We start from the raw sequence: 21,869 nt of genomic DNA, 5'->3' as shown, positions 1-21,869 counted from the left end.
TGACGACATACGAGGAAGAAATGAATATCAGCTTGAAGCGGCTCGTCACGATCGGCGCGCCCGCGGCATTGACAACCGTCGCCGCACTGATGACACCGGCCATCGCACACGCGGACGTCCACGTCGCGCTCCCGTCACAGACCGACCAGCAGACCCTGGGCGACGGCACCGTCGTGTCGGTGACGAGGAGTAACGAGAGGGCAAACATCAACCCGTCCCTCGGCGGAACCCCGCTACACCGCAACGCATGGGTGTCGGCCACCTACGCTGTCAAGACCAGCAAAGACGCCAAGAACATCAAGATCAGGGCGGGTTACATCGTCGGCTGCCAGGTCAACATCTCCGGTGTCACTGGTAGCGGCAACGGTGCCGCATCCGGCAAACCGGGTCCGAATATCGACAGTCCGCCCGCAATCAGTTCGGCAACGGCAGGCGCCGGAACCTCGCTGTCGGTCGGTCCGGGCCAGGCGGTCGCCTATTACGTGAACACTGTCGAGTCCGCCGACGACTTCGGCAACCAGAAGCTGAGCAACAAGGTCGGGTACAAGGCCACCAACCACGCGAAGCTCAGCTATACCGACGAGCAGATCGGGATCAACGGCTGCGCAGGCTATGCGCAGGCTCGCTCGTTTGCCGACGTGTATGTGAACACACCCAACGCAGAACAGATCGTGACGTTCTACGGAAAGCCCTTCAGCCTCGGATAACCTCTCACCCGAGTCTGGATTCGACGACCGCGCGGTGCACCTTCGGCTGGGTGCGCCGCGCGGTCATTTTCTCGGCGAGGGCGTGTCCGGATCGAGTGTCGGCAAACGCATGCCGTGAGACGATCGGATAATGGCTGACACGGATGCGCCGCGGACCGATGAGCAACTCGTCACCCCTATCAACGATCAGGATTCGATGACGACGGTCGTCATCGCATTCGTCGCCAATGTTGCGGTCGCCATTGCCAAGACGATTGCTGCGATCGTCACGGGATCGGCATCGATGACGGCTGAAGCCATGCACTCCTGGGCGGACTCGGGAAACGAGATCTTTCTGCTCATCGCCGAGCGCCGCGGAAACCGTGGCAGGACAAGGAGTCACCCGTTCGGGCACGGCAGGGAAACCTACATCTGGTCGATGTTCGCGGCGTTCGGACTGTTCGCAGTCGGCGCTGCCGTGTCGGTGGTCAACGGCATCACCGCGCTGGTACACCCGGAAGAAGACACCAACTATCTCGTCGGCTACATCGTGCTCGCGATCTCCGCTGTGCTGGAAGGTATTTCGTTCATACAGTCGGTGCGCCAAGCCAAGGCGGGCGGACGTCGGATGTCGATGCACCCGCTTCGATTTGTCAGCCGGACGTCGAACACCACTTTGCGAGCAGTGTTCGCCGAGGACTCCGCGGCACTCGTCGGACTCGCGATCGCTGCTGCGGGCATGGCGCTGCATCAGATCACCGGCAACGCAGTCTGGGATGCGCTCGGATCGATCCTCGTCGGTCTGCTGTTGGGCTTCATCGCCATCTTCCTGATCCGACGCAACAGCGAGTTTCTCCTCGGCCAGGAGGCCATGGCGCCGATTCGCGACGCCATCCTCGTTCGTCTGCTCGACATGGCCGACATCGATCGGGTCACCTATCTGCATGCGGAGTACGTCGGTCCGATGGAGTTCTACCTGGTGGCAGCCGTAGACATCACCGGCGACCTCGCCGAGCACGACGTCGCATTCCGGTTGCGAAGGCTCGAAGCGCAGATCGAGACGCAGGACGCGATCGTCGAGGCCGTCCTCACCCTCTCGACCGTCGACGAGCCGTCGCTGGTGCCCGCGGGCCAGATCACGCCGGAGGCGTGACGCGTCCCCAGAGATGACGGCACGCCGGACAGACCCGAGTTCGCGACGCGTAGGTTGAATTCCATGGAATTGCGAATCTTCACCGAACCTCAGCAGGGTGCCACGTACGAGACGCTGCTGCGCGTCGCGCGGGCGAGCGAAGACCTCGGCTACGGAGCATTCTTCCGATCCGATCACTACCTGGCGATGAACACCGAGGGGCTCCCGGGGCCGACCGATGCGTGGCTCACGTTGGCGGCGCTCGGTCGGGAGACCTCGACGATCCGTCTCGGCACCCTGGTGACGTCGGCGACGTTCCGCCATCCCGGTCAGCTCGCGATCCAGGTTGCGCAGGCCGATGAGATGAGCGGTGGCCGAATCGAATTCGGACTCGGCGCAGGATGGTTCGCCGAGGAGCATGAGGCGTACGCGATCCCGTTCCCGCCGCTCGGAGAACGCTTCGAGAAGCTGACCGAGAACCTCGAGATCATCACCGGGCTCTGGTCGACGCCCGCCGGCGATCTCTTCGACTACCGCGGCAAGCACTTTCAGGTCAGCAACTCACCCGCGTTGCCCAAGCCGGTGCAGTCACCGCGGCCCCCGATCATCATCGGCGGCATGGGTAAGAAGCGCACCCCCGCGTTGGCCGCGCGGTTTGCCGACGAGTTCAACGTGCCGTTCGCGAAGACCGACGTCGTCGCAGCGCAATTCGACGTCGTGCGCGATGCGTGCACAGCGGCGAGTCGCGGACCCGACGAACTCACGTATTCGGCGGCGTTGACGATCTGCGTGGGCAAAAGCGATGCAGACGTCACACGACGTGCCGACGCAATCGGGCGCGAGGTCGGCGAGCTCCGGGAGAACGGACTCGCGGGTACACCCGATCAGGTGGTCGAGAAGATCGAGTCCTACCGGGCCATCGGAGTCACCAGGTTGTACCTGCAGATGCTCGACCTTGACGATCTCGAGCATCTCGAGCTGATCTCCACAACGGTTGCGCCGCAACTCTGATCGCGTTTGTCGAGCGGTCAGGGGCGTGCGGCGTCGAACGACGTGTGCATCTCCCAGAAGAGGATCTCGGCCGGTGCGTCTGCGGCGACAGTCAATGCGGCGGTGCTCGCGGTACGCAGCGCGTCGCCCTCAGTGAGCGTGAGGGGGTCGTCGGCCGTCTCGCCGCTCGGCAGGCCCGACACGGTGACGGTGCCGGAGACCACGAACAGGTGCCCGAACGGTGCAGACGGCAGGGTGACCGGGCGGTCGGGGAGTAGGCGCGCGGCGTGTAGCGCGACGTAGCTGTTGCCGATCGACAACGTATGCCCACCCGCGTCGCGGTCGAGTCCCGACACGATGGTGACCAGCCCGCCGTCGGCTAACGCTTCGTTGACGTCCGCTTCCGCGTAACTCGGTGTGCCGCCCGAATACTCCGGTGCGATCCACATCTGCACCACGCGCAGCCGTTGGTTCTCGGCGCGCGTCGACGCGTTGCGCTCGGAATGCCTGATTCCCGATCCCGCAGACATGCGCTGTACGACGCCGGGTGTCAGGATACCTTCGCTGCTCTGCGAATCCCTGTGGTGCAGAGCGCCTTCGACGACCCACGTGACGATCTCTGCGTCGCGATGCTGATGGGTGTCGAAGCCTGCGCCCGCGTCGACGATGTCGTCGTTGTGGACCAGTAGCATCCCGTGCGCGTTGGCCGCGAGGTCGAAACTGCCCGTGGCAGGGAATGATTGCCGCGAGTCGATGGCCTCGTCGTTCCACATGTAGCGGTCAGCCGCGCGGATGAGGCGCCAGCCTGCGACATCGGTGATCGGTGGGGTCTGCGTGTCGGTCATGGTGTCCTCATTTCGCTCGGCTCGCGGATGTGCTTGGGGTGAGGGGAGTTTCGGCGTCGAGGTGACCGGTCAGTGTCTCCATGAGGTCGGCGAGTTCGCTTGCTTCGGAATCCGACAGCGCGGAGGTGAACAACCTGTCGACGGCCGCACCGTGGTCGCGTGCCGCCGCCTCGAACGCCGAGCGTCCGTCGTCGGTCAGTACCGCGTAGCTACCGCGTTTGTCCTCTGGGGCCGCCTCGCGACGAAGCCACCCGCGTCGGACCATCGCGTCGATCTGGTAGGAGAGACGCGATGTCGAGAACACCATGCGGTGGGAGAGGTCGCGCATTCGTGCACGGCCACCGGGGCATTCGTGAAGGATCAACAGAACGTGATAGTCCGCCAACGACATTCGGCAGTGAGCACGGAGTTCGTCGTCGAGCGTGGTCTGGAGTCGGGCGCTGGTCTCGATGAAGAGCCGCCACGCCTGGGATTTCGACGCGGCGACCTTCTGGATCGAGGGGTTGGCGGTCATCGAGTGCTGGTGTGCGGCATGATCGCATCCGGCGGAATGACGCCGAGACGACCGGCCTGGAAGTCTTCGATGGCCTCGATCAGTTGCTCGCGGGTGTTCATCACGAACGGACCGTAGTGTGCGACGGGTTCGCGAATCGGTTGTCCGCCGAGCAGGAGGACCTCGAGGGCGGGGCGGTTGCTGTCCTGCCCGGCATCGGCGGCGACCGTCAGACGGTCACCCTTGCCGAATACTGCGAGTTGACCCTGCTCGATCGGACGCGCATCTGGGCCGACGGTGCCACGTCCGGACAGGACGTAGGCAAGGGCGTTGAAGTCCTCCCGCCAGGGCACCGACACGGATGCACCCGGCGCGACGGTCGCGTGCGCCACCGTGATCGGCGTGTGTGTGGCACCCGGCCCCGCGTGGCCGTCGAGCTCGCCCGCGATGATGCGGACGAGTGCGCCGCCGTCGGGCGAGGCGACGAGCGCGACGTTCCCGGCTTCGAGGTTCTGGTAGCGCGGCGTGAGGAACTTGTCCTTGGCCGGAAGGTTCACCCAGAGCTGGATGCCGTGGAACAGGCCACCGGACTCGACCAACTCGGCCGGTGGGGTCTCGATGTGCAGGATGCCGGCCCCGGCGGTCATCCACTGGGTGGCGCCGTTCTCGATCAAGCCGCCGCCACCGGTGGAGTCCTGGTGCTGGAAGCGGCCGTCGATGATGTAGGTGACGGTCTCGAAGCCCCGGTGCGGGTGCCAGTCGGTGCCCTTCGGTTCGCCCGGCTCGTAGTCGACCTCACCCATCTGATCCATGTGGATGAACGGGTCGAGAACCGCTGCTGGAACGCCCGCGAAGGCTCTGACCACGGGAAACCCTTCTCCCTCGTATCCGCGCGGACCACGGGTCAGCGACTTCACGGGTCGTTCGGTGGCCTCGAGTGCCGGCGCGGTGAGGCGGGGCAATGTTGTGGTGTCGGCGGTGATGGCGGGCATCGGAACCTCCTGGTCGGCTGTTTGCTCAAATCTGAGCAACTGGTTCAGTCAACCTGCCGAGGTGCGGTGTTATTCCGGAGACGTCGTCGGTGGCGTCACGGGATCGTCGGTGTCACGGGGTCGGCGGTGTCACTGGGTCGTAGGGGGCCACGTGGGCGTGTCGGCGCCGAGGGTTGGCGCAGGCCCTGCTGCGAAGTGTTCGCCGTCGAAGCCTGCGGGTAGTCCCGCGGCGAGGTAGGTGCCGACGCCGGGTTGGTCGAGATCAGTGAACAGCGGGTTCGCGGCCAGCGCGCCGGACGCCACCACCTCGTCGAATGTCCGGTAGCGCTGCGCGAGTACCGACGACTCCTCGAGGAGCTCGGCGACGCTCTCAGTCGGCTGGTTGGCAAACCACGTGCGGAACAGCGCGTTCAACACGTCGCGATGGGTGAAGCGGTCGGCCTCGGTGGTGAAGTCGACGTCGAGTGAGCGTTCTAGTGCGCCGACGACACCGTCGGTTCCGGTGATGCGGACCAAGTCGCGAAAGTGGCGTGCGGTGAGGGCGACGATCATGAATCGATCCCCGTCCGCGGTCGTGACGTCGGTGCCGTACGTCCCGTAGACGTCGTTCCCCGTGGCGGGCCGCGACGTCGAATTCACCTGCGGTTCGGTCAGATAGCCGAGCGTTCCGGCGATCGACAACGCGGTGTCCTCGAGCGCCAGCCGAATACGGCTACCGTCGCCGCTGTGTTCCCGTTTGCGCACCGCCGCGGTGAGTGACACGGCGGCATAGAGTCCGCAGATCACATCCCACGCGGGGAGTACATGGTTGACCGGACCCGCATGATCGAGCGGACCGGTGATCATCGGAAAGCCGATGCGCGCGTTGACCGTGAAGTCGACTGCGGGGGAGCCGTCGGAAAGCCCGCACAGCTCGACGGTGATCACGTCGCTGCGCAGCGCTGCCAGCGTCTCGTGGCTCATCCAGTCCCGGCCAGCCGCATTGGTCACCAGAATCCCACCGCCAGAACCTGATTCGACGACGAGTCGTCGGATCAACTCCTGGCCGTCGGGTGAACGCAGGTCTGCGGTGATCGACTTCTTGCCGCGGTTGAGGCCGGTCCAGTAGATGGAGGTGGTGCCGTCATCGGTCAACGGCCAGCGATGGACGTCGGCGGCACCGCCCGTCGGATCGACGCGGATCACCTCGGCGCCGAGTTGCGCAAGAGTCAAGCCGCACAGGGGAGATGCGACGAAGCTCGACACTTCGACAACGCGAACGCCAGCCAGCGGGCGAGACACGTGACTACGCCCGGTGGTCACATGAACCGCCCGCCGGTGACCTCCATGACGGTGCCGGTCATATACGACGAGAGGTGGCTCGCGAGAAACAGTGCCACAGTGGCGACTTCGCTGACCTCGCCCGCGCGTCCCATCGGGATCTCGGCCATCTTCTGATCCCATGCCTTCTGTGGCATGGCTTCGGTCATGGCGGAGCGGATGAGGCCTGGCGCGACGGCATTGACTCGAACCCCGTGGTGCGCCATCTCTTTCGCGGCGGCTTTAGTCATCCCGACGATGCCCGCCTTGGCTGCTGAGTAGTTGGTCTGCCCGACCATGCCGACCTTGCCCGACAGCGACGACAGATTGACGATGGCACCGCTCTTGCGTTCGCGCATGATCGCCGCGGCTTTGCGCGTGCCGTTCCAGGTGCCCTTCAGATGCACGTTGATGACCTGGTCGAACTGGTCTTCGGTCATGGTTCGCATGGTGGCATCGCGAGTGATCCCGGCATTGTTGACCATGACGTCGACGGGGCCGAAAGCGTCTGCGGCTGCGGCGAGTAACGCGTCGACGTCGTCGCTGTCGGTGACATCGCACCGCACGCCGATCGCACGCTCGGAGCCGCCGAGTTGCACAGCTGCCTTGTCGGCGGCCTCCGCATTGACGTCACCGATCACGACGCGAGCGCCCTCGTCGACGAAGAGCTGCGCGATGGCGAAACCGATTCCCTGTGCGGCGCCGGTGATCACGGCGGTCTGATCGTTCAGGAGCGGTCCTGGCATGGTGAAGTGTCCTGTTCTCGGGACGGGTGGAGGTGTGGTTGTCGGCGGCGTCTACGTCGTCGCGGCGCGAATCAGGTTGCCGCCGATGATGAGTCGTTGAATCTCGCTGGTGCCCTCGTACAGGCGGAGCAGGCGCACGTCGCGGTAGATACGTTCGACCGGTACCTCGCGCATATAGCCGGTTCCGCCGTGAATCTGCACGGCGAGGTCGGCGACTTTGCCCACCATCTCCGTGCAGAACAGTTTCGCCGCCGACGGTCCGACACGTCGATCCTCTCCGGAGACGTACTTGGCGGCGGCCTCGCGGACCAGTGCCCGTCCGGCCATCACTCCGGTCTGCTGATCTGCGAGCATCGCCTGCACCAATTGAAAAGAGCCAATGGCCTTTCCGCCCTGTGTGGCATTGGCGGCATAGGCGACCGATTCGTCGAGTGCGCGCTGCGCCTGCCCCACCGACAGTGCGGCGATGTGCACACGGCCGCGGGCGAGCGACGTCATCGCAGCCTTGTAGCCCTTCTCCTCATCGCCACCGACAAGCGCCGACGAAGGCACACGTACCCCGTCGAAGGTGACGTCGGCAGTCCACGCGCCCTCCTGGCCCATCTTGGCGTCCTTGGTGCCGACCTCGACGCCGGGAGTGTCTGCGGGAACGAGAAATACGGCTATGCCGGTTCCCGACTCATCGGCGGGACGGGTTCGTGCGAAGACGACAAAGAGGTCGGCGATCGGCGCATTGGTGATGAAGCGCTTCTGGCCGTCGATCACCCATTCCTGCCCGTCGCGGGTTGCCTTGGTGCGCAACCCCGCCGGGTTGGAGCCCGCTCCCGGTTCTGTCAGTGCGAAGGACGCGACCACCTCGCCCGACGCGATGCCCTCGAGCCAGTGCTTCTTCTGTTCGTCGGTGCCGAAGTTGACGAGCACCTGACCTGCGATGCCGTTGTTGGTGCCGAACATCGATCGCAACGCCAAGCTGGTGTACCCGAACTCCATTGCCAGCTCGACATCTTGGGTCAGGTCGAGTCCGAGGCCACCCCATTCCTGCGGGATCGCATATCCGAACAATCCCATCTCCGCGGCTTGCGCACGCAGATCGGCCGGTACCTCGTTGGACTGCATGATCTCGGTTTCGCGGGGCACGACCCTGGTGCGGATGAAGTCGTGGACCAGTTGGCGGATCTGCTCGAAATCGTCGGCATCGACCTCGGGCGTCGGTTGATCGGTTGCGGTGGTCATGGGGTGAAAATTATCAAATACACGCCGGGCGCACCAAGAGGACTTACATATCAACAGCTAAGACGCTTTCTATGTCCGCACGGAGCGTCAAAGATGATAATTCGGGGTGCTTGCGGCGTCGACTGGGCGATAGCATCGACGAATGACCGTGAACTCCGCCGAGAAGTCCGACGTGGCGACGTCGGTGCGCAAGGAGGCCGCGGCCCGTGCGATCAGGGGCCTCGTCTTCGCCGGTGAGTTACGTCGGGGCGCCAAGATCGACCAGGATGCGCTCGCCGACCACTTGGGTATGAGCAAACTGCCCGTCCGTGAGGCGCTGATCTCGTTGGCGGGCGAAGGCATCATCGAGACGATCCCGCGCCGCGGGGCGTTCGTCGCCGACCTGTCCCGCGACGACATTCGCGACCACTACTGGATGCTCGGTGTGATCTCGGGCCTTGCCGCAGAGCGTGCTGCGATGAACCTCTCCGACGACGCCTTCGCGACTCTCGACAACCTTGCCGCGCAGATGGAATCGACCGCCGACCTCATCGAACTCGAAGCACTGAACTCGCACTTCCATCGGGTGATCAACAAGGCGTCCTCATCACGGCGGCTGATCGCGGAGCTTCGGTTGCTCAGCAGGGCTATTCCGTCGGGGTTCTTCGATTCCCACCCCGACGCGGTGGCCTCGTCGATGCGTGATCATCGCGAGATCCTCGACGCTCTGCGTGGCCGTTCGCCGGGCATCGTTCGCACGCTGATCGAGGGGCACTTCCTGCGTGGGGGCCATCGCGCCGTCGAGTTGCTGGAAGAAGCGGGGTTCTGGCGCGAGTGATGCGTGCTCGTCGTGCCCCGCGAGCGATGGGACCAGGCCCGACGCCGTCTGGACCCGACGCCGTGTAGACCTGATGAGAACGGTTCGGGCACGACGCTCGATGACACGAAGCGGGGGACCTCAGTGGCAGACACACGGACAATCGTGATCACCGGCGCCAGCGACGGAATAGGAGCTGTCGCCGCGCGCGAGCTCGCCGGACCCGACGTCGACCTGATCATCGTCGGAAGGTCGGAGGAGAAGACGAAGGCTGTGGCGGCAGAAGTGGGTGCGACGGCGTTCACCGCCGACTACGCGCGCTTCGACGAGGTGCGCGCTCTGGCGGGCGACATCGCCGCACGGGTCGATTCCATCGATGTGCTGCTGAACAACGCGGGCGGCACGTTCGCGCCGGCACAGAAGACGGCGGACGGACACGAGCCGAACTTCCAGATCAATCACCTCAGCGGGTTTCTCCTGACGAACCTGCTCAAGGAGCAGTTGGCTGCCGACGGTGGCGCGCTGGTGGTCAACACCTCGAGCTTCGGCAACCTTGCGGGCAGCGTGGATCTCACCGACCTGGACTTCGAGCGACGACGCACGATCGAGTTACGGTGTTACGGGACAAGCAAATTGGAGAACATCATGTTCACCAGGGGTATCGCCGATCGGTGGCGCGACGACGGGATCGTCTCGGCTGCCGTACACCCCGGTGTGGTCGCCAGCAGCTTCGGTCGCGACTCTGCCTTCGTCGGACTGTTCTATCGCACACCGCTCAAGCGGTTCGGCACCATCACCCCTGAGCAGGGTGCGCAGCCACTCATCGCGCTGGCACGTCGTGGTGCGGACCCGGAGATCAACGGCGTCTACTTCGACCGGCTCAAGCCCAACGGTCGGGAGAACAAGCAGGCACACCGCCGAGACCTCATCGACGGGCTCTGGGCGGCGTCGGAGAAGTTCGTCGGGGTCGGCGTCTGACGCGGACCGGTGGTTGACGTGCCCGGGTGGAGCTTGGCCCGAACTTGCTGATCTGGCCGCGCGGTGAGCCATAATGGCCCAATGGCTGACAGCGCAGACGGCACACCTGGCGTCACGACCGAAGAGCGCACCTTCTCCGGCAAGCACGGCGAGCAGATCTTCTACACAACCCTCACGCCCGCGAACCTGCGCGGACTCGTCGTCATCGCACATGGCCTCGGCGAGCACGGCGGACGCTACTCGCATGTCGCGAAGGTGTTCACCGACGCCGGATTTTCCGTCGCGATACCAGACCACCTCGGGCATGGCCGATCCGGCGGAAAACGGTTGCGTATCAAGTCATTCAAGCAATTCAGTGACGACCTCGACACCGTCGTCACGCAGACCGCGATCGACGGGCTGCCCACCTATCTGCTCGGACACAGCATGGGCGGCTGCATCGCGCTCGACTACGCACTCGACCATCAGGGCAAGCTCGACGGACTGATCCTCTCCGGTGCCGCCGTGATGCCCGGCGACGACATGCCGGGTCCGGTCATCGCCGTCTCCCAGGTTCTCGGCAAGGTTGCGCCCTGGCTGCCGACCATCGCGCTGGATTCGACGGCCGTCTCTCGCGATCCCGACGTCGTCGCCGCATACCAAGCCGATCCGCTGGTGACGCGCGCTCGTATTCCGGCGCGGTTGGGTGCGGAGATGCTGTCGACGATGCAGAGCTTCCCCGACCGCGTGGGCTCACTGACGATCCCACTTCTCGTGATGCACGGTTCGGCCGACCGGCTGACCAACCCGGCAGGCAGCGAGATGGTCGAACGCCTCGCGGGCTCCGACGACAAGACGCTCGTCATCTTCGACGATCTCTACCACGAGATCTTCAACGAGCCAGAGCAGGACAAGGTGCTCTCGACGACGCTCGGGTGGCTCGAGCAGCACGTCGCGCCGAGTTAACGCTCTCAGGGCTAACGCGGTCTCAGGGCTAACGCGGTCTCGTCGCCGTGATCTGCTCGACGCCCATGCGGCCGTCGCGGAAGGCCATGCGTCCGCCGACGAGGTAGAGCCGCCACACGCGTGCCATCTCATCGCCGACCAGGTCGACGGCACGTGCCCAGTTCTTCTCGAAGGTGTCGTACCAGATGTCTACGGTCCGAACGTAATGCTCGGCCATCTCCTCGACGTCGTCGACGCGGAGTCCGGCATCGGTCAGGTACTGCACGGTTCGCTCGACGGGGCGCATGTACATGTCGGGTGCGATGAACGACTCGATGAACGGGCCACCGCCGGGATGCTTGCCCTCGGGCCTTGACATCTGTTGAATGCACACACGTCCACCGGGAATGACCTTGTCGCGCAACACCTGTGCGTACGTGGCATAGTTCTGCTCACCGACGTGCTCGCCCATTTCCAACGACGCCACGGCGTCGAACGGAGGGTCGGGGATCTCGTGGTAGTCCTGCACGCGGATCTCGACGCGGTCGGCCAGGCCGCGCTGGGCGATGCGCTCGTCGATGAATGCCTTCTGTTCGCGTGAGATGGTCACGCCGACCACTCGTGCATCGAAGTGCTCTGCCGCATAGAGCGATAGCGAGCCCCATCCGCACCCGATGTCCAGGAATCGCTGTCCGGCAACCGAATCCAGACCCACCTTGCGGCAGACGCGATCGAGTTTGTCCGCCTGCGCGTCGGCCAGCGTGTAGTCGGGGTGATCCGACGTCCAGTAGGCGCTCGAGTACGCCATGTGCTCGTCGAGGATCAGCTCATAGAAGTCGTTCGACAGGTCGTAGTGGTGACTGATCGCGGCGCGGTCGCGAGCGCGGGAATGCAGACGTCCCCGCACGCGTGCCTGGCTGGCAGGCGGGGCTGTGGGGAGGCCGAGAAGTCGGTAGCGGAGAGCCAGTCGCGCGACGTCGAAAAGTACACGCGGTGATGGGCGGATACCAGAGAGCCCGCGAGCGGCGGCGACCTCCCACACATGGGTGAGGGCGTCGTCGAGGTCGTCGACAACATCGAGCTCGCCGGTGACGTAGGCCTGAGCTGCGCCGAGTTCGCCTGGATGCCAGATGATTCGGCGCAGCGCGTCGGGGCTGTAGATGGCGACGTGCGGAGCGTCGTCCGGGCCGATGACGCTGCCGTCCCATGCGGTGAGATGCACAGGGATCTCACCGCCGATGTGGTGTTCGATCACGTCGGCGATGTCACGGGCAACGGTCATCTTGGCTCCTCGCGGGGTCGACCTACTCTGCGACTGTCACCGAGTCTTCGTTGCCCGCAGCGTATCCGGATGGGCATGTGTGACCCATCCGGATACGTAGGCTCAGGCGTCGTAGCCCAAAAGCGACTTCACCTCGAGGAACTCGTCGAATGCGTAGTCGCTCCACTCGCGGCCGTTGCCGCTCTGCTTGTAGCCGCCGAACGGTGCCGACGGATCGAGTTGCGCCCCGTTGAGGGAGATCGATCCGGCGCGGATACGCTCGCCGATCCGACGCACCTCGTCGAGATCCTTGCCCGACACGTAGCCCGCGAGACCGTACTCGGTGTCGTTGGCGATCTCGAGTGCTTCGTCGATGTCGTCGTAGCCGATGACGACCAGCACGGGCCCGAACACCTCGGTCCGCGCGATCTCCATGTCGTTGGTGACGCCGGAGAAGACGGTCGGACGCACGTAGTAGCCGGTCGGCAGATCGTCAGGCCTGCCGGCACCGCCGATGACCGGGGTGGCGCCGTCGTCGATCGCGCGCTCGATGAGGCCCTGGATCTTCTCGAACTGCGGTTCCGAGACGACCGGGCCGAGACGCACCTTGCTGGTCGGATCTCCCACTGTCAGTGAGGGTTCGACCGATTTCACGGCCTCGACGACGTCGTCGATTCGCGAGTTGGGGACGAGCATGCGGGTGGGTGCGTTGCACGACTGTCCGGAGTTGAGCATGACCGATGCGACGCCACCGGCGACGTTCTGTGCGAGGTCGTCGTCGTCGAGGATGATGTTGGGGCTCTTGCCGCCGAGTTCCTGTGCGACGCGCTTGACGGTCGGGGCTGCGGTGCGCGCGACCTCGATGCCCGCGCGGGTGCTGCCGGTGAAGGAGATCATGTCGATGCCGGGGTGGGCCGCCAACGCCGACCCGACGCCGGGTCCGTCACCGTTGACCAGATTGAAGACGCCTGCGGGAACGCCTGCGGCGTCGAAGATCTCGGCGACGATCGCGGCCGAGAACGGAGCGACCTCCGACGGCTTCAACACCATCGTGCAGCCGGTGGCCAACGCGGGTGCCACCTTGCACATGACCTGATTGAGCGGCCAGTTCCAGGGCGTGATGAATCCGCAGACACCGATGGGCTCCTTGACGATTCGAGAGGTTCGGCGATCCTCCGCGAAGCGGTACTCGGGCAGCGCCGCAGCGGCGGTCATGAGGTGTCCGAGGCCGATCGGTACCTGGGCGGCCTGCGCCAGTCCCGCGGGGGCACCCATCTCCTCGGTGACGGCGTCGGCGAGGTCGTCTGCGCGTTTCTGATACTCCGCGATGATGGCGTTGAGCACGGCGAGCCTGTCGTCGACGGAGCTGCGCCCCCACGAGGCGAAGGCGCGTCGCGCTGCGTTCACGGCGGCGTCGACGTCTGCGGCGGTGCCCAGGGCGACGTGGCCAGCGGCCTTCTCGGTGGCCGGATTGATCACGTCGATGAGATTCAACTCGGTGGGCTCCACCCACTGACCGTCGACGTAGAACTTGGTGATCTCGCGCATCGCTTCTCCTCCTGTGGTGCTGTGTGACCCAAGTTACGCCCGCTTGGGTTAGGTGATGCACGCCGCCTCACACTCGGTGTTTGCACGATCGGTGTTCTCACAATGAGACACGGCAACCGTTCCACGTTGTCGTGGCGGCGACCTAGGCTGGGTGCATGATCCACATCGTCGCCAAATGGCAGATCAAGCCCGAGTACGCAGATCAGTGGCCCGACCTGGTCGCCGAATTCACCGAGGCAACACGGTCGGAGCCCGGCAACAAATGGTTCACGTGGTCACGCAGCCTCGACGACCCCAACGAATACGTCCTCATCGAGGCGTTCGACGACGACGCCGCCGTCGCTCACGTCTCGAGCGATCACTTCAAGAAGGCGACCGCCGACCTGCCGCAGTTCCTCGTCGCGACACCGGAAATCATCAACACCACCGTCGACGCCGACGGCTGGTCGGAGCTCGGCGAGATGGCCGTCGACTGACCTGCACGGTGGACTGAGCCAAGCGCCCAGTGGGCTGAATGAAGCGCCCAGTCGGCTGAATGAAGCGCCCAGTGGGCTGAATGAAGCGCCCAGTCGGCAGGGAGCGCGGCCGAGTGGGCGCTGTATTCCGTCGAGCGGGCGCTTCGTCGCGTCGAGTGGGCGTGCTCAGCCACAACCAGTGCTTGTGGCCCCACAACGTTGAGCCGTCTTCCGGAGGGTTGGCCGGCGGCCGATGCTGGGAACCATGACCGAGATCCTCGACCGTCCGCTGGCCTCCGACGTTCCGTCGAGCGGGTCGTCGGGGGGGCGTCGCGCGGAGGCGTTCGCCCACATCACGCCCAACTGGTTCGCGGCGGTGATGGGTACCGGGATCGTGGCGACGTCGGCGATCAGTGTTGCCGGAGATGTACCGGCGGTCCGCGGCTTCGCGACGGCGATCTGGTTGCTCGCGGCGGTGCTGCTGGTGGTGATCGCCGCGGCGTTCGGTGTGCACTGGGTGCGGCATTCCGGGCAGGCGCGACGTTACGCCGCCGACCCCGTGATGGTTCAGTTCTACGGCGCGATCCCGATGGCACTGTTGACCGTCGGAGCGGGCACCATCACCGTCGGGGCGTCGATCCTCGGGACCGACGCCGCGGTTGTCGTCGACGCGGCCCTGTGGTCGGTCGGGACCCTCGTGGGGCTAGGCACGGCGATCGGGGTGCCATTTCTCATGATGACGCGCCATCGTCGACGCACCGACCTTGTCGCGCTACCGGCATGGCTGATGCCGGTCGTCCCGCCGATGGTGTCGGCGACGACGGGTGCGCTGCTGGTCGACCACGTTCCGGCGGGGCAGTGGCGAGTGAGCTTTCTGCTGTTGTGCTACTTGCTGTTTGGACTGAGCTTGTTCCTGGGTTTGATCACACTCTCGATGATCTATGGCCGCCTGGTTCACGGGACCGTACCCACCGGGTGCGCCGCGCCGACGATCTGGATCACGCTCGGCATCATCGGCCAGTCCATCACGGCAGCGAATTCGCTTGCCGCGCATGCCGACTCCGCGCTCGCCGGGTACGCCTCCGAGTCTCACACCATCGCAACGGGTTTGCGGATCTTCGGTGTCGGTTACGGGGTCGCGGCGACCGGCTTGGGCGTAGTGATGTTCGCGCTCGCCACCGCTGTCACCGTGCACAACATCCGACGTTCCATGCCGTTCGCGCTGACATGGTGGAGCTTCACGTTTCCGATCGGCACCTGCGTGACTGGACTGGCAGCATTGGGAACAGTGTTGGACTCCACCATGTTTCGCATTGCCGCAGCGATACTTCTCGGCGTTCTCGTCACAGTGTGGATGACAGTGTTCACGCGCACAGCCGCGGCGGTTCTCGACGGACGTCTGCCCGCCGCGGCGTGACAACGGGTCAGACGATGCCGCTCGGCGACCTACGCGTGCCGGGCTGCTGACGCGGCATACTGTTGGGCGGCACCGGATACGGCGCGCCATACCCGGCCGTGCCCGCTGCAATGTTGGGGCCGCACTTCAGTAGGGCGTTCTGTGCCTTGGGATTCGGGTCGCCGAGGCGTGGTCGCGCCGAGTTGGGGCGGTGCGCGAAATCGAACGCCGTCGTCATGTCGCCGACGGTCTGCCTGCGCCACGCGGTCAGGTTCGGGACGTCGACGCCGAAGCGCTTCTCGATGAGTCGCAATTGCGAAGTGTGGTCGAAGGTTTCGCGCGCGACGAGTCCGCCACGACTGTACGGCGAGATCACGAAGCACGGCACGCGGTAGCCGAGTCCGATCGGCCCGCGGATGCCTTTCGACGACGAGACCTTGTTGATGTTCGGCACGCTGACGTACTCGCCCTTGGTGCCGGGCGGTGCCGTCGGGGGAACGACGTGGTCGAAGAAGCCGCCGTTCTCGTCGTAGCTGATGATCAGAGCCGTCTTCTCCCAGACCGCGGGATTCGACGTGAGGATGTCGAGGAGTTGCACGATGCCGACAGCGCCCAAAGCCGCGGGCAGCGCGGGATGTTCGCACTCCATCGCCGGTGGGACGACCCACGACACCTTGGGTAGCCGGTTGGCGGCGACGTCGGCGCGGAAGTCGTTCGGGTAGGTCGGGTCGATACCGCGTCGAGCCAACTCCGAGTTGGGATTCTGCGCCTGCTTGAAACAGCCCATCATGCCGTCGAGGACAACCGACGAGACCGGGCCGAGGTCTTTGTTGTTGTAGATCTTCCAACTCACGCCCGCCTCGCTGAGGTTCTCCGGCATGGTGCGCCAGCTGTAGGCGAATTTGGGTATGAGCGTTGGTGTTTCGAGAAGCGGACCACCGTGCTTGCCCTCGGGGTCGAGCGTTGCGCTCATCCAGTACAGGCGATTGGGGTCGGTGGGGCCGAGTACTGAGCAGTGGTAGGCGTCGCAGATGGTGAATGCCTCGGCAAGCGTCCGGTGGACAGGGATGTCCTCGCGCTCGTAGTAGCCCATGAGTGCAGGCGCGTTGGCGGGACCGACCGAATCGATCGACATGGGGAGCCAACCGTCGTTGCGGCCGCCGTTCCACGCGTGATGGAGCCCGGCCCACGAGTGGTCGGGATCGTTGATGCACTCGCCGTCGAGGTTGGCGTCGTTCTCGGTGTCGAGGCGGAACGGCATCGTGTATCCCGACTTGGTCGGTCCGACGCCGGGTGCCCAGCCGTGCTGGCGCCACAGCGGCGTCGACTCGCCGAATCCTCGCACACCCGAGTAGGTGCCGAAGTAGTGATCGAAGCTGCGGTTCTCCTGCATGAACAGCACGATGTGCTCGATGTCGTCGAGTGATCCCGTGCCCGCAGGGTCGGCCTGGGCGTAGGCCTTGTCGATGATCGGCGCGGCCCACGACGTGAGCAGTGCGCCCCCGCCGACCGCGGCAACTCGCGACAAGAACTCGCGACGACTCAACCCACCGAACGGCATCTCTGACATACACACCCCTGATCAGATCGATTCCACCGTCGGGTCTACGGGCTGCGTCCCCCGCGGCAGAGCGTAACCGCCGAAGTCTAAGCCCCCTCGGTGAATACCGTTGAGCGTTCGCGCATACGCGGGGCGTCGAGGTGGTGGACGGCAGGCCGTCGGTGCAGGTGAACGGCGAGCCGTCAGTGGGATTGGGACGGCAGAGCCGTCAGTGGCTAGGGACGGCTAGCCGTCAGTGGATACTGCTCATCACCGCGACTACGACGCCGGCAACCACCAGCACCCCGACGCATATCGCCATCGCGATGGCGAGGCGTCGACGCTTGCGGTTGACGGCGTTGATACCCACGCCGATCGCGATGAGTATGGCCGCCGAGTAGAGCGCGATGGCAAGTGTGAGTACTGCGACCTCGCCCTGATCCGCGGCGAGGACCAGGGCGCTCGGTGAAGGCGTCATGCCCTTGAGTAGATCATTCGAGCCGATCCGTCAGCGGACGGGCACGACGATGCTGGGCGCCTAGCGGCTTCCCCCGGCCTGCAGGGTTACGGCGACGGTGTGGCGACTGTCGTCGTTGTTGTAGTCGTCGTCGAGTCAGAAGTCGTCGACTGCGGCGGCGTCGAGTTGCTCGGGCTCGATGTGCTGGAGCCCGTCGGGGCAGGGGTTGTGGTTGTCGTGGTCTCCTCGGAAGGAGTGCTGGTCGTCGATTCGGTTGTGGAGCCGGCAGATCGGGCGGATTCCGACGGCGAGGTCGAGGTCGATGTAGTGCTCGATGTACTCGACGCCTTGTCTGCCGCCACCGCTGCGAGTACCGCCGGGGACTGCACCTGCTGCGACGCCGCGACACGCGCGGCAGCAGTTGCCTTGGCCACGCCGTCGGGTTCCGGCGATCCCGCAGCACTGACGAGCTGGGTCTTCGCGGTCACCGCAGGTGTCTTGTTGAGTGCGCCCAACACGTCGTTCTTGCCTGCGCCCAGGCTGCGATCCCAGTTGGCCCAGTTGTGGACCCCGTAGTTCGGAAGCGAGATCACCGATACCCCGGACTGTGCGAGCTGCAACTGCATGAGCACCGTCGATACCGCCGACAGGACTTCCAACGCGATGGCGTTGATCAGATCCGACTGCGAGAGCTTCGCCATATCGGCGGGGCTCGGAAAGCCGCTTCCCGACGAGATGATCAGCGTCTGACCGTTTTGCTTGAGTTTGTCGATGTTCTTCGACGGATCGTTCGCGGTCCACCGTGCGCTTCCCGGCGCGCCCCACATGTTGACGATCCCGTTGGTGTAGTTGGAGACGAGTGTCTGCGTTGCCAACACTCCGAGCGCGCCGATCGGATTGTCGGTTTGGTAGTAGCCCGACATCGCCTGCACCACCTTGAACTGCTCAGGATGCCGCTCGGCAAGCGTGACAGCAGGCCCGGCCGACATCGACAGCCCGACGATCGCGTTGTTCGATCGGCTCACACCGAAATTGGTCGCGAGATATGCGGGCAGTTCGTCGGTCAGGAAGGTCTCCTGCTTGATCTTGACGTTCTTGTCGCCGGCTCCGGCGTCCCAGTCGGTGTAGAACGACGACGCTCCGCCCGCGGGCATGACCAGTGTCGTGTCGCTCTTACCGTCGTAGACCTTGGCGGCCTGCACGTCGGTGGTCCACGCGGAGCGGTCGTCGCGGGCACGCATGCCGTCGAGGAGGTACACGCCCTTGTCGCTGCCGCTCGACGCTCGGATCTGCACGACGACCCACTTGTTTTGTGACGGCGACCACACTTTGCAGTTCTGGACGTAGTTTCCCGACGAGTCCCACGTGCAGCCGTTGCGCAGGACCTCGGGGTGTCCGACGAGCGCCGAGGCGCGGTCGTCCTTGCCGATCACCGCGCTCAGGCCCAGCAGGGCTGCGGTCAGGGTGAGCACAGTGGCGAGACCGACGAGCCTGCGCCGGATTCGGCGTGGACCGGGAGTTCGGTTACCCGGGGCCGTCGACTCGTCGGCAACGGGGGCGTCGTAGGTAATCCACTGATCGCGAGGATCGCCGGCAGCGGATTCGGGTGAAATTGGCATGGTTCTCCTGCGGTGAGCGGACCCGATGTGTTAGTGGTCGTTCCGCGGTCAGCAAGTGTTACAGCCAGTCCGCACCATTCAGGCGGGGCTACCGTGGATTTCATGGCAGACACCGACACCTACGACGTCATCGTGCTCGGCGCAGGACCGGCGGGCGAGAACGCAGCCGACTACGCGATCCGCGGAAGTGCCCGTCGTGCAGTGCTCGTCGAGAGTCAACTCGTCGGCGGCGAATGCTCGTACTGGGCGTGCATGCCGAGCAAGGCGTTGTTGGGGGCGGGCGCCGCACTCGAGGCTGCGACGGGGCTGCCCGGTTCGCGGACGCGAATCGTCGACGATCAGCCCGAACCCGGCCGTCTGCTGGCGTGGCGCGACTCGTTCACCCACAACCGCGACGACTCGTCGCAGGTCGATTGGGCGCGGGGCGCGGGCATCGACGTCGTGCGCGGCGTCGGCAGGCTGGTGGGCGAGCGGGAGGTCGAGGTGGAGGGTCGACGCCTGCGCGCCACCGAGGCGGTGGTGCTGGCGACGGGGAGCGACGCGTCGATCCCGCCGATCCCGGGTCTCGCCGATGCTGCGCCGTGGACGTCGCGTGATGCGACGAATCTCGTCGAGGTTCCCGCACGCATCGCGGTCCTCGGCGGGGGTGTCGTTGCCTGCGAGGCGGCGACGTGGCTCGCGGAGCTCGGGAGTGTGGTCACGATGGTCGTGCGAGGCAACGCACTGCTTCCGTCGATGGAACCCTTTGTCGGGGAACGAGTCTTGTCGGGTCTGCGAGACAGGGGAGTCGACATCCGCTTCGGCACGACGTTTGGGTCGGTGGCGCGACCGGAGGTCGACGACACCGGCTACGGGCGAGTGCACGGCGGGCCGGCCGTCGTCGAACTCGCCAACCGCGACGGCGACGTCGTCGATCGACTCGAGGTCGACGAGATCCTTGTCGCCGCAGGTCGACGACCCCGCACCGTCGGCGTCGGACTCGAGACACTCGGCATCGATCCCAAGAGCAAGCTCGACGTCGACGATCACCTGAATGTCGCCGGGCACGACTGGCTGTATGCGGTCGGCGATGTCAACGGCCGCGCGCCACTCACGCACATGGGCAAGTATCAGGCGCGGGTCGCCGGTGACGTGATCGCCGCACGCGCAGAAGTCCGTTCACTCGACGGCGAGCGTTTTCTGGCCACAGCCGACCACGCGGCGGTGCCCCAGGTGGTGTTCACCGAGCCGCAGGTCGGGTCGGTCGGGCTGACCGAGCGTGCCGCCCGCGACGCGGGCATCGATGTTGTCACCTCCGAACTCGACATCGAGGTCGCAGGGTCGGCGCTGGCACGCGAGAACTACAGCGGCCACGCGGTGCTGGTCATAGACCGCGCGCGAAACGTCTTGGTGGGAGCCACGTTTGTCGGACCCGACATCGCAGAGCTCGTGCATTCGGCCACCGTCGCCGTCGTCGGCGAGGTTCCCCTGGAACGGTTGTGGCACGCAGTCCCGTCGTATCCCACGATCAGTGAGATCTGGCTCAGGCTGCTCGAGAACCTGCGCGGGGAACAGAGTTGATCGGCGGGGTGTGCGCCGGTCGCCGGTAGTGTCGGGGTATGGGCACGCCACATCTCATCACAGCTTCTGACCTGCGCGATCTGGGCGATGATCCCAAGCTGCGGGTCGTCGACGCGACCGTGCATCTCCGATTCGGTGACGGAGCGCCGCAGATCGAGTCCGGGCAGGAGTCGTACCTGGCCGGGCACATTCCCGGCGCGGTGTTCGTCGATCAACTGCTCGCGCTCACCGACCCCGACGGGGAGGCGCCGTTCGCCGTCGTGTCGTCGGAACAGTTCGCTGCAGCCGTGGGTGCGGCGGGTGTCGGTGACGACTCGCGCGTCGTGGTCTACGACTCGGAGAACGGAATCTGGGCCACCAGGCTGTGGTGGCAGTTCGGTCTCGAGGGCTTCGACAACGTCGCCGTGCTCGCCGGGGGCCTGCAGGCGTGGGTTGACGCGGGCTTCCCCGTCGACCGCGGCGAATCGGGTTATCCGCCTGCAGAATTCACAGCTCAGAGGCGGGAGGAACGCATCGAGACCACCGACGAGGTGGTCACCGACGTCGACGACTCGGGCGTGCTATTGATCAACGCCTCGACCGAGACACCTTCGCGGCCGGCCACATCCCCAGAAGTGTGAACGTGCCCTTCGGCGAATTGGTCGACGAGCGGGGCACGTTGAAAGACGTTCCCGCGCTTCGAGCGATCTTCGACGCGGTGGGCGCCCTCGACGACTCGGTGCGACCCGTCACCTACTGCGGAGGCGGAATCGCCGCCACCGCAGCAGCTTTCGCCCTCGCGGCGGTTGGCCGCGACGACGCATCGGTCTACGACGGCTCGATGAACGCGTGGACGTCCGACCCATCGCGGCCGCTGGAGACAAGCTGACGTCGAGTTGCGTGGGATCCAGGGGTGCAAAAATGCCCCCGAGGATCCCAC

The 21,869-nt window shown here is 65.3% G+C and carries 20 protein-coding genes and 1 pseudogene; 10 read left to right on the top strand and 11 right to left on the bottom strand.

The features are described 5' to 3' along the window. Positions 1-20 precede the first annotated feature (20 nt). From A5766_RS13800 to A5766_RS13790, 3 genes are all read left to right on the top strand, one after another. Positions 21-707, top strand: a complete 687-nt coding sequence (locus A5766_RS13800; RefSeq protein ID WP_064905075.1) for an MspA family porin — start codon at positions 21-23, stop codon at positions 705-707. 130 nt (positions 708-837) lie between these two features. Further along, complete coding sequence (locus A5766_RS13795; protein WP_005202140.1) at positions 838-1,839, top strand: cation diffusion facilitator family transporter; 1,002 nt, start codon at positions 838-840, stop codon at positions 1,837-1,839. 63 nt (positions 1,840-1,902) lie between these two features. Continuing rightward, on the top strand, positions 1,903-2,829 hold the full coding sequence (locus A5766_RS13790) for an LLM class F420-dependent oxidoreductase (RefSeq protein WP_064905073.1): 927 nt from the start codon (positions 1,903-1,905) through the stop codon (positions 2,827-2,829). A gap of 17 nt (positions 2,830-2,846) precedes the next feature. On the opposite strand, the gene A5766_RS13785 is transcribed toward A5766_RS13790, so the two are convergent. The 6 genes from A5766_RS13785 to A5766_RS13760 all read right to left on the bottom strand — a co-directional run bounded on the left by A5766_RS13785 (position 2,847) and on the right by A5766_RS13760 (position 8,416). After that, positions 2,847-3,653, bottom strand: coding sequence for a pirin family protein (locus A5766_RS13785; RefSeq protein ID WP_064905071.1), 807 nt, complete (start codon positions 3,651-3,653; stop codon positions 2,847-2,849). Positions 3,654-3,660: 7 nt separating this feature from the next. Then, complete coding sequence (locus A5766_RS13780; protein ID WP_064905069.1) at positions 3,661-4,167, bottom strand: MarR family winged helix-turn-helix transcriptional regulator; 507 nt, start codon at positions 4,165-4,167, stop codon at positions 3,661-3,663. After that, positions 4,164-5,138 (bottom strand): pirin family protein, encoded by a 975-nt coding sequence (locus tag A5766_RS13775; RefSeq protein ID WP_005202136.1) that lies wholly within the window; start codon positions 5,136-5,138, stop codon positions 4,164-4,166. The genes A5766_RS13780 and A5766_RS13775 overlap by 4 nt, the downstream gene beginning before the upstream one ends. A 129-nt stretch (positions 5,139-5,267) precedes the next feature. Further along, positions 5,268-6,419: a CoA transferase gene (locus A5766_RS13770; RefSeq protein ID WP_064905095.1), complete on the bottom strand. Its 1,152-nt coding sequence runs from the start codon at positions 6,417-6,419 to the stop codon at positions 5,268-5,270. A 17-nt stretch (positions 6,420-6,436) separates the two neighbouring features. Beyond that, complete coding sequence (gene fabG / locus A5766_RS13765; protein ID WP_064905067.1) at positions 6,437-7,183, bottom strand: 3-oxoacyl-ACP reductase FabG; 747 nt, start codon at positions 7,181-7,183, stop codon at positions 6,437-6,439. Positions 7,184-7,234: 51 nt separating this feature from the next. Continuing rightward, positions 7,235-8,416: an acyl-CoA dehydrogenase family protein gene (locus A5766_RS13760; protein ID WP_064905065.1), complete on the bottom strand. Its 1,182-nt coding sequence runs from the start codon at positions 8,414-8,416 to the stop codon at positions 7,235-7,237. 142 nt (positions 8,417-8,558) lie between these two features. Here A5766_RS13760 and A5766_RS13755 point away from each other — a divergent pair, with 142 nt between their 5' ends. From A5766_RS13755 to A5766_RS13745, 3 genes are all read left to right on the top strand, one after another. Continuing rightward, a complete protein-coding gene (locus tag A5766_RS13755; protein ID WP_064905062.1) occupies positions 8,559-9,233 on the top strand; it encodes a GntR family transcriptional regulator in 675 nt (224 codons plus the stop codon). A 123-nt stretch (positions 9,234-9,356) separates the two neighbouring features. Continuing rightward, positions 9,357-10,190, top strand: coding sequence for an SDR family NAD(P)-dependent oxidoreductase (locus tag A5766_RS13750; protein ID WP_064905060.1), 834 nt, complete (start codon positions 9,357-9,359; stop codon positions 10,188-10,190). A gap of 81 nt (positions 10,191-10,271) precedes the next feature. Beyond that, a complete protein-coding gene (locus tag A5766_RS13745; RefSeq protein WP_064905059.1) occupies positions 10,272-11,135 on the top strand; it encodes an alpha/beta hydrolase in 864 nt (287 codons plus the stop codon). A 28-nt stretch (positions 11,136-11,163) separates the two neighbouring features. On the opposite strand, the gene A5766_RS13740 is transcribed toward A5766_RS13745, so the two are convergent. Together A5766_RS13740 and A5766_RS13735 are read right to left on the bottom strand one after the other, a co-directional pair. Continuing rightward, a complete protein-coding gene (locus A5766_RS13740) occupies positions 11,164-12,396 on the bottom strand; it encodes an SAM-dependent methyltransferase (RefSeq protein WP_064905057.1) in 1,233 nt (410 codons plus the stop codon). Positions 12,397-12,498: 102 nt separating this feature from the next. Continuing rightward, complete coding sequence (locus A5766_RS13735; protein ID WP_064905056.1) at positions 12,499-13,923, bottom strand: aldehyde dehydrogenase family protein; 1,425 nt, start codon at positions 13,921-13,923, stop codon at positions 12,499-12,501. A 155-nt stretch (positions 13,924-14,078) separates the two neighbouring features. On the opposite strand from A5766_RS13735, the gene A5766_RS13730 reads away from it, so the two are divergent. Together A5766_RS13730 and A5766_RS13725 are read left to right on the top strand one after the other, a co-directional pair. Continuing rightward, complete coding sequence (locus A5766_RS13730) at positions 14,079-14,399, top strand: putative quinol monooxygenase (protein ID WP_064863761.1); 321 nt, start codon at positions 14,079-14,081, stop codon at positions 14,397-14,399. A 244-nt stretch (positions 14,400-14,643) separates the two neighbouring features. Continuing rightward, the gene (locus A5766_RS13725; protein WP_064905093.1) at positions 14,644-15,795 is read left to right on the top strand and encodes a TDT family transporter; all 1,152 of its coding nucleotides are present in this window, start codon (positions 14,644-14,646) and stop codon (positions 15,793-15,795) included. 7 nt (positions 15,796-15,802) lie between these two features. On the opposite strand, the gene A5766_RS13720 is transcribed toward A5766_RS13725, so the two are convergent. From A5766_RS13720 to A5766_RS13710, 3 genes are all read right to left on the bottom strand, one after another. Beyond that, positions 15,803-17,344 (bottom strand): alkaline phosphatase family protein, encoded by a 1,542-nt coding sequence (locus A5766_RS13720; protein ID WP_064905054.1) that lies wholly within the window; start codon positions 17,342-17,344, stop codon positions 15,803-15,805. A 223-nt stretch (positions 17,345-17,567) separates the two neighbouring features. Beyond that, a complete protein-coding gene (locus A5766_RS13715; RefSeq protein ID WP_005202113.1) occupies positions 17,568-17,792 on the bottom strand; it encodes a hypothetical protein in 225 nt (74 codons plus the stop codon). Between the two features lie 86 nt (positions 17,793-17,878). Then, a complete protein-coding gene (locus A5766_RS13710; RefSeq protein WP_005202112.1) occupies positions 17,879-19,390 on the bottom strand; it encodes an alpha/beta hydrolase in 1,512 nt (503 codons plus the stop codon). Between the two features lie 102 nt (positions 19,391-19,492). Between A5766_RS13710 and A5766_RS13705 the strand changes: the two genes are divergently transcribed. Together A5766_RS13705 and A5766_RS13700 are read left to right on the top strand one after the other, a co-directional pair. Beyond that, positions 19,493-20,950, top strand: coding sequence for a dihydrolipoyl dehydrogenase family protein (locus tag A5766_RS13705; RefSeq protein WP_039854247.1), 1,458 nt, complete (start codon positions 19,493-19,495; stop codon positions 20,948-20,950). A 38-nt stretch (positions 20,951-20,988) separates the two neighbouring features. After that, positions 20,989-21,818 (top strand): annotated as a pseudogene (locus A5766_RS13700) (sulfurtransferase). Positions 21,819-21,869 lie beyond the last annotated feature (51 nt).

It is taken from the genome of Gordonia sp. 852002-51296_SCH5728562-b (assembly GCF_001665475.1).
GTDB lineage: Bacteria > Actinomycetota > Actinomycetes > Mycobacteriales > Mycobacteriaceae > Gordonia > Gordonia sputi.
Note: the sequence above shows the minus strand (reverse complement) of the source record. Positions and strands in the feature narration are given on the sequence as shown.

What these genes read in the sequence shown, in the direction of transcription:
- A5766_RS13800 (WP_064905075.1), top strand. Translation starts at nt 21, where the DNA reads ATGAATATCAGCTTGAAGCGGCTCGTCACGATCGGCGCGCCCGCGGCA.
- A5766_RS13795 (WP_005202140.1), top strand. Translation starts at nt 838, where the DNA reads ATGGCTGACACGGATGCGCCGCGGACCGATGAGCAACTCGTCACCCCT.
- A5766_RS13790 (WP_064905073.1), top strand. Translation starts at nt 1,903, where the DNA reads ATGGAATTGCGAATCTTCACCGAACCTCAGCAGGGTGCCACGTACGAG.
- A5766_RS13785 (WP_064905071.1), bottom strand. Translation starts at nt 3,653, where the DNA reads ATGACCGACACGCAGACCCCACCGATCACCGATGTCGCAGGCTGGCGC.
- A5766_RS13780 (WP_064905069.1), bottom strand. Translation starts at nt 4,167, where the DNA reads ATGACCGCCAACCCCTCGATCCAGAAGGTCGCCGCGTCGAAATCCCAG.
- A5766_RS13775 (WP_005202136.1), bottom strand. Translation starts at nt 5,138, where the DNA reads ATGCCCGCCATCACCGCCGACACCACAACATTGCCCCGCCTCACCGCG.
- fabG (WP_064905067.1), bottom strand. Translation starts at nt 7,183, where the DNA reads ATGCCAGGACCGCTCCTGAACGATCAGACCGCCGTGATCACCGGCGCC.
- A5766_RS13760 (WP_064905065.1), bottom strand. Translation starts at nt 8,416, where the DNA reads ATGACCACCGCAACCGATCAACCGACGCCCGAGGTCGATGCCGACGAT.
- A5766_RS13755 (WP_064905062.1), top strand. Translation starts at nt 8,559, where the DNA reads ATGACCGTGAACTCCGCCGAGAAGTCCGACGTGGCGACGTCGGTGCGC.
- A5766_RS13745 (WP_064905059.1), top strand. Translation starts at nt 10,272, where the DNA reads ATGGCTGACAGCGCAGACGGCACACCTGGCGTCACGACCGAAGAGCGC.
- A5766_RS13740 (WP_064905057.1), bottom strand. Translation starts at nt 12,396, where the DNA reads ATGACCGTTGCCCGTGACATCGCCGACGTGATCGAACACCACATCGGC.
- A5766_RS13735 (WP_064905056.1), bottom strand. Translation starts at nt 13,923, where the DNA reads ATGCGCGAGATCACCAAGTTCTACGTCGACGGTCAGTGGGTGGAGCCC.
- A5766_RS13730 (WP_064863761.1), top strand. Translation starts at nt 14,079, where the DNA reads ATGATCCACATCGTCGCCAAATGGCAGATCAAGCCCGAGTACGCAGAT.
- A5766_RS13725 (WP_064905093.1), top strand. Translation starts at nt 14,644, where the DNA reads ATGACCGAGATCCTCGACCGTCCGCTGGCCTCCGACGTTCCGTCGAGC.
- A5766_RS13720 (WP_064905054.1), bottom strand. Translation starts at nt 17,344, where the DNA reads ATGTCAGAGATGCCGTTCGGTGGGTTGAGTCGTCGCGAGTTCTTGTCG.
- A5766_RS13715 (WP_005202113.1), bottom strand. Translation starts at nt 17,792, where the DNA reads ATGACGCCTTCACCGAGCGCCCTGGTCCTCGCCGCGGATCAGGGCGAG.
- A5766_RS13710 (WP_005202112.1), bottom strand. Translation starts at nt 19,390, where the DNA reads ATGCCAATTTCACCCGAATCCGCTGCCGGCGATCCTCGCGATCAGTGG.
- A5766_RS13705 (WP_039854247.1), top strand. Translation starts at nt 19,493, where the DNA reads ATGGCAGACACCGACACCTACGACGTCATCGTGCTCGGCGCAGGACCG.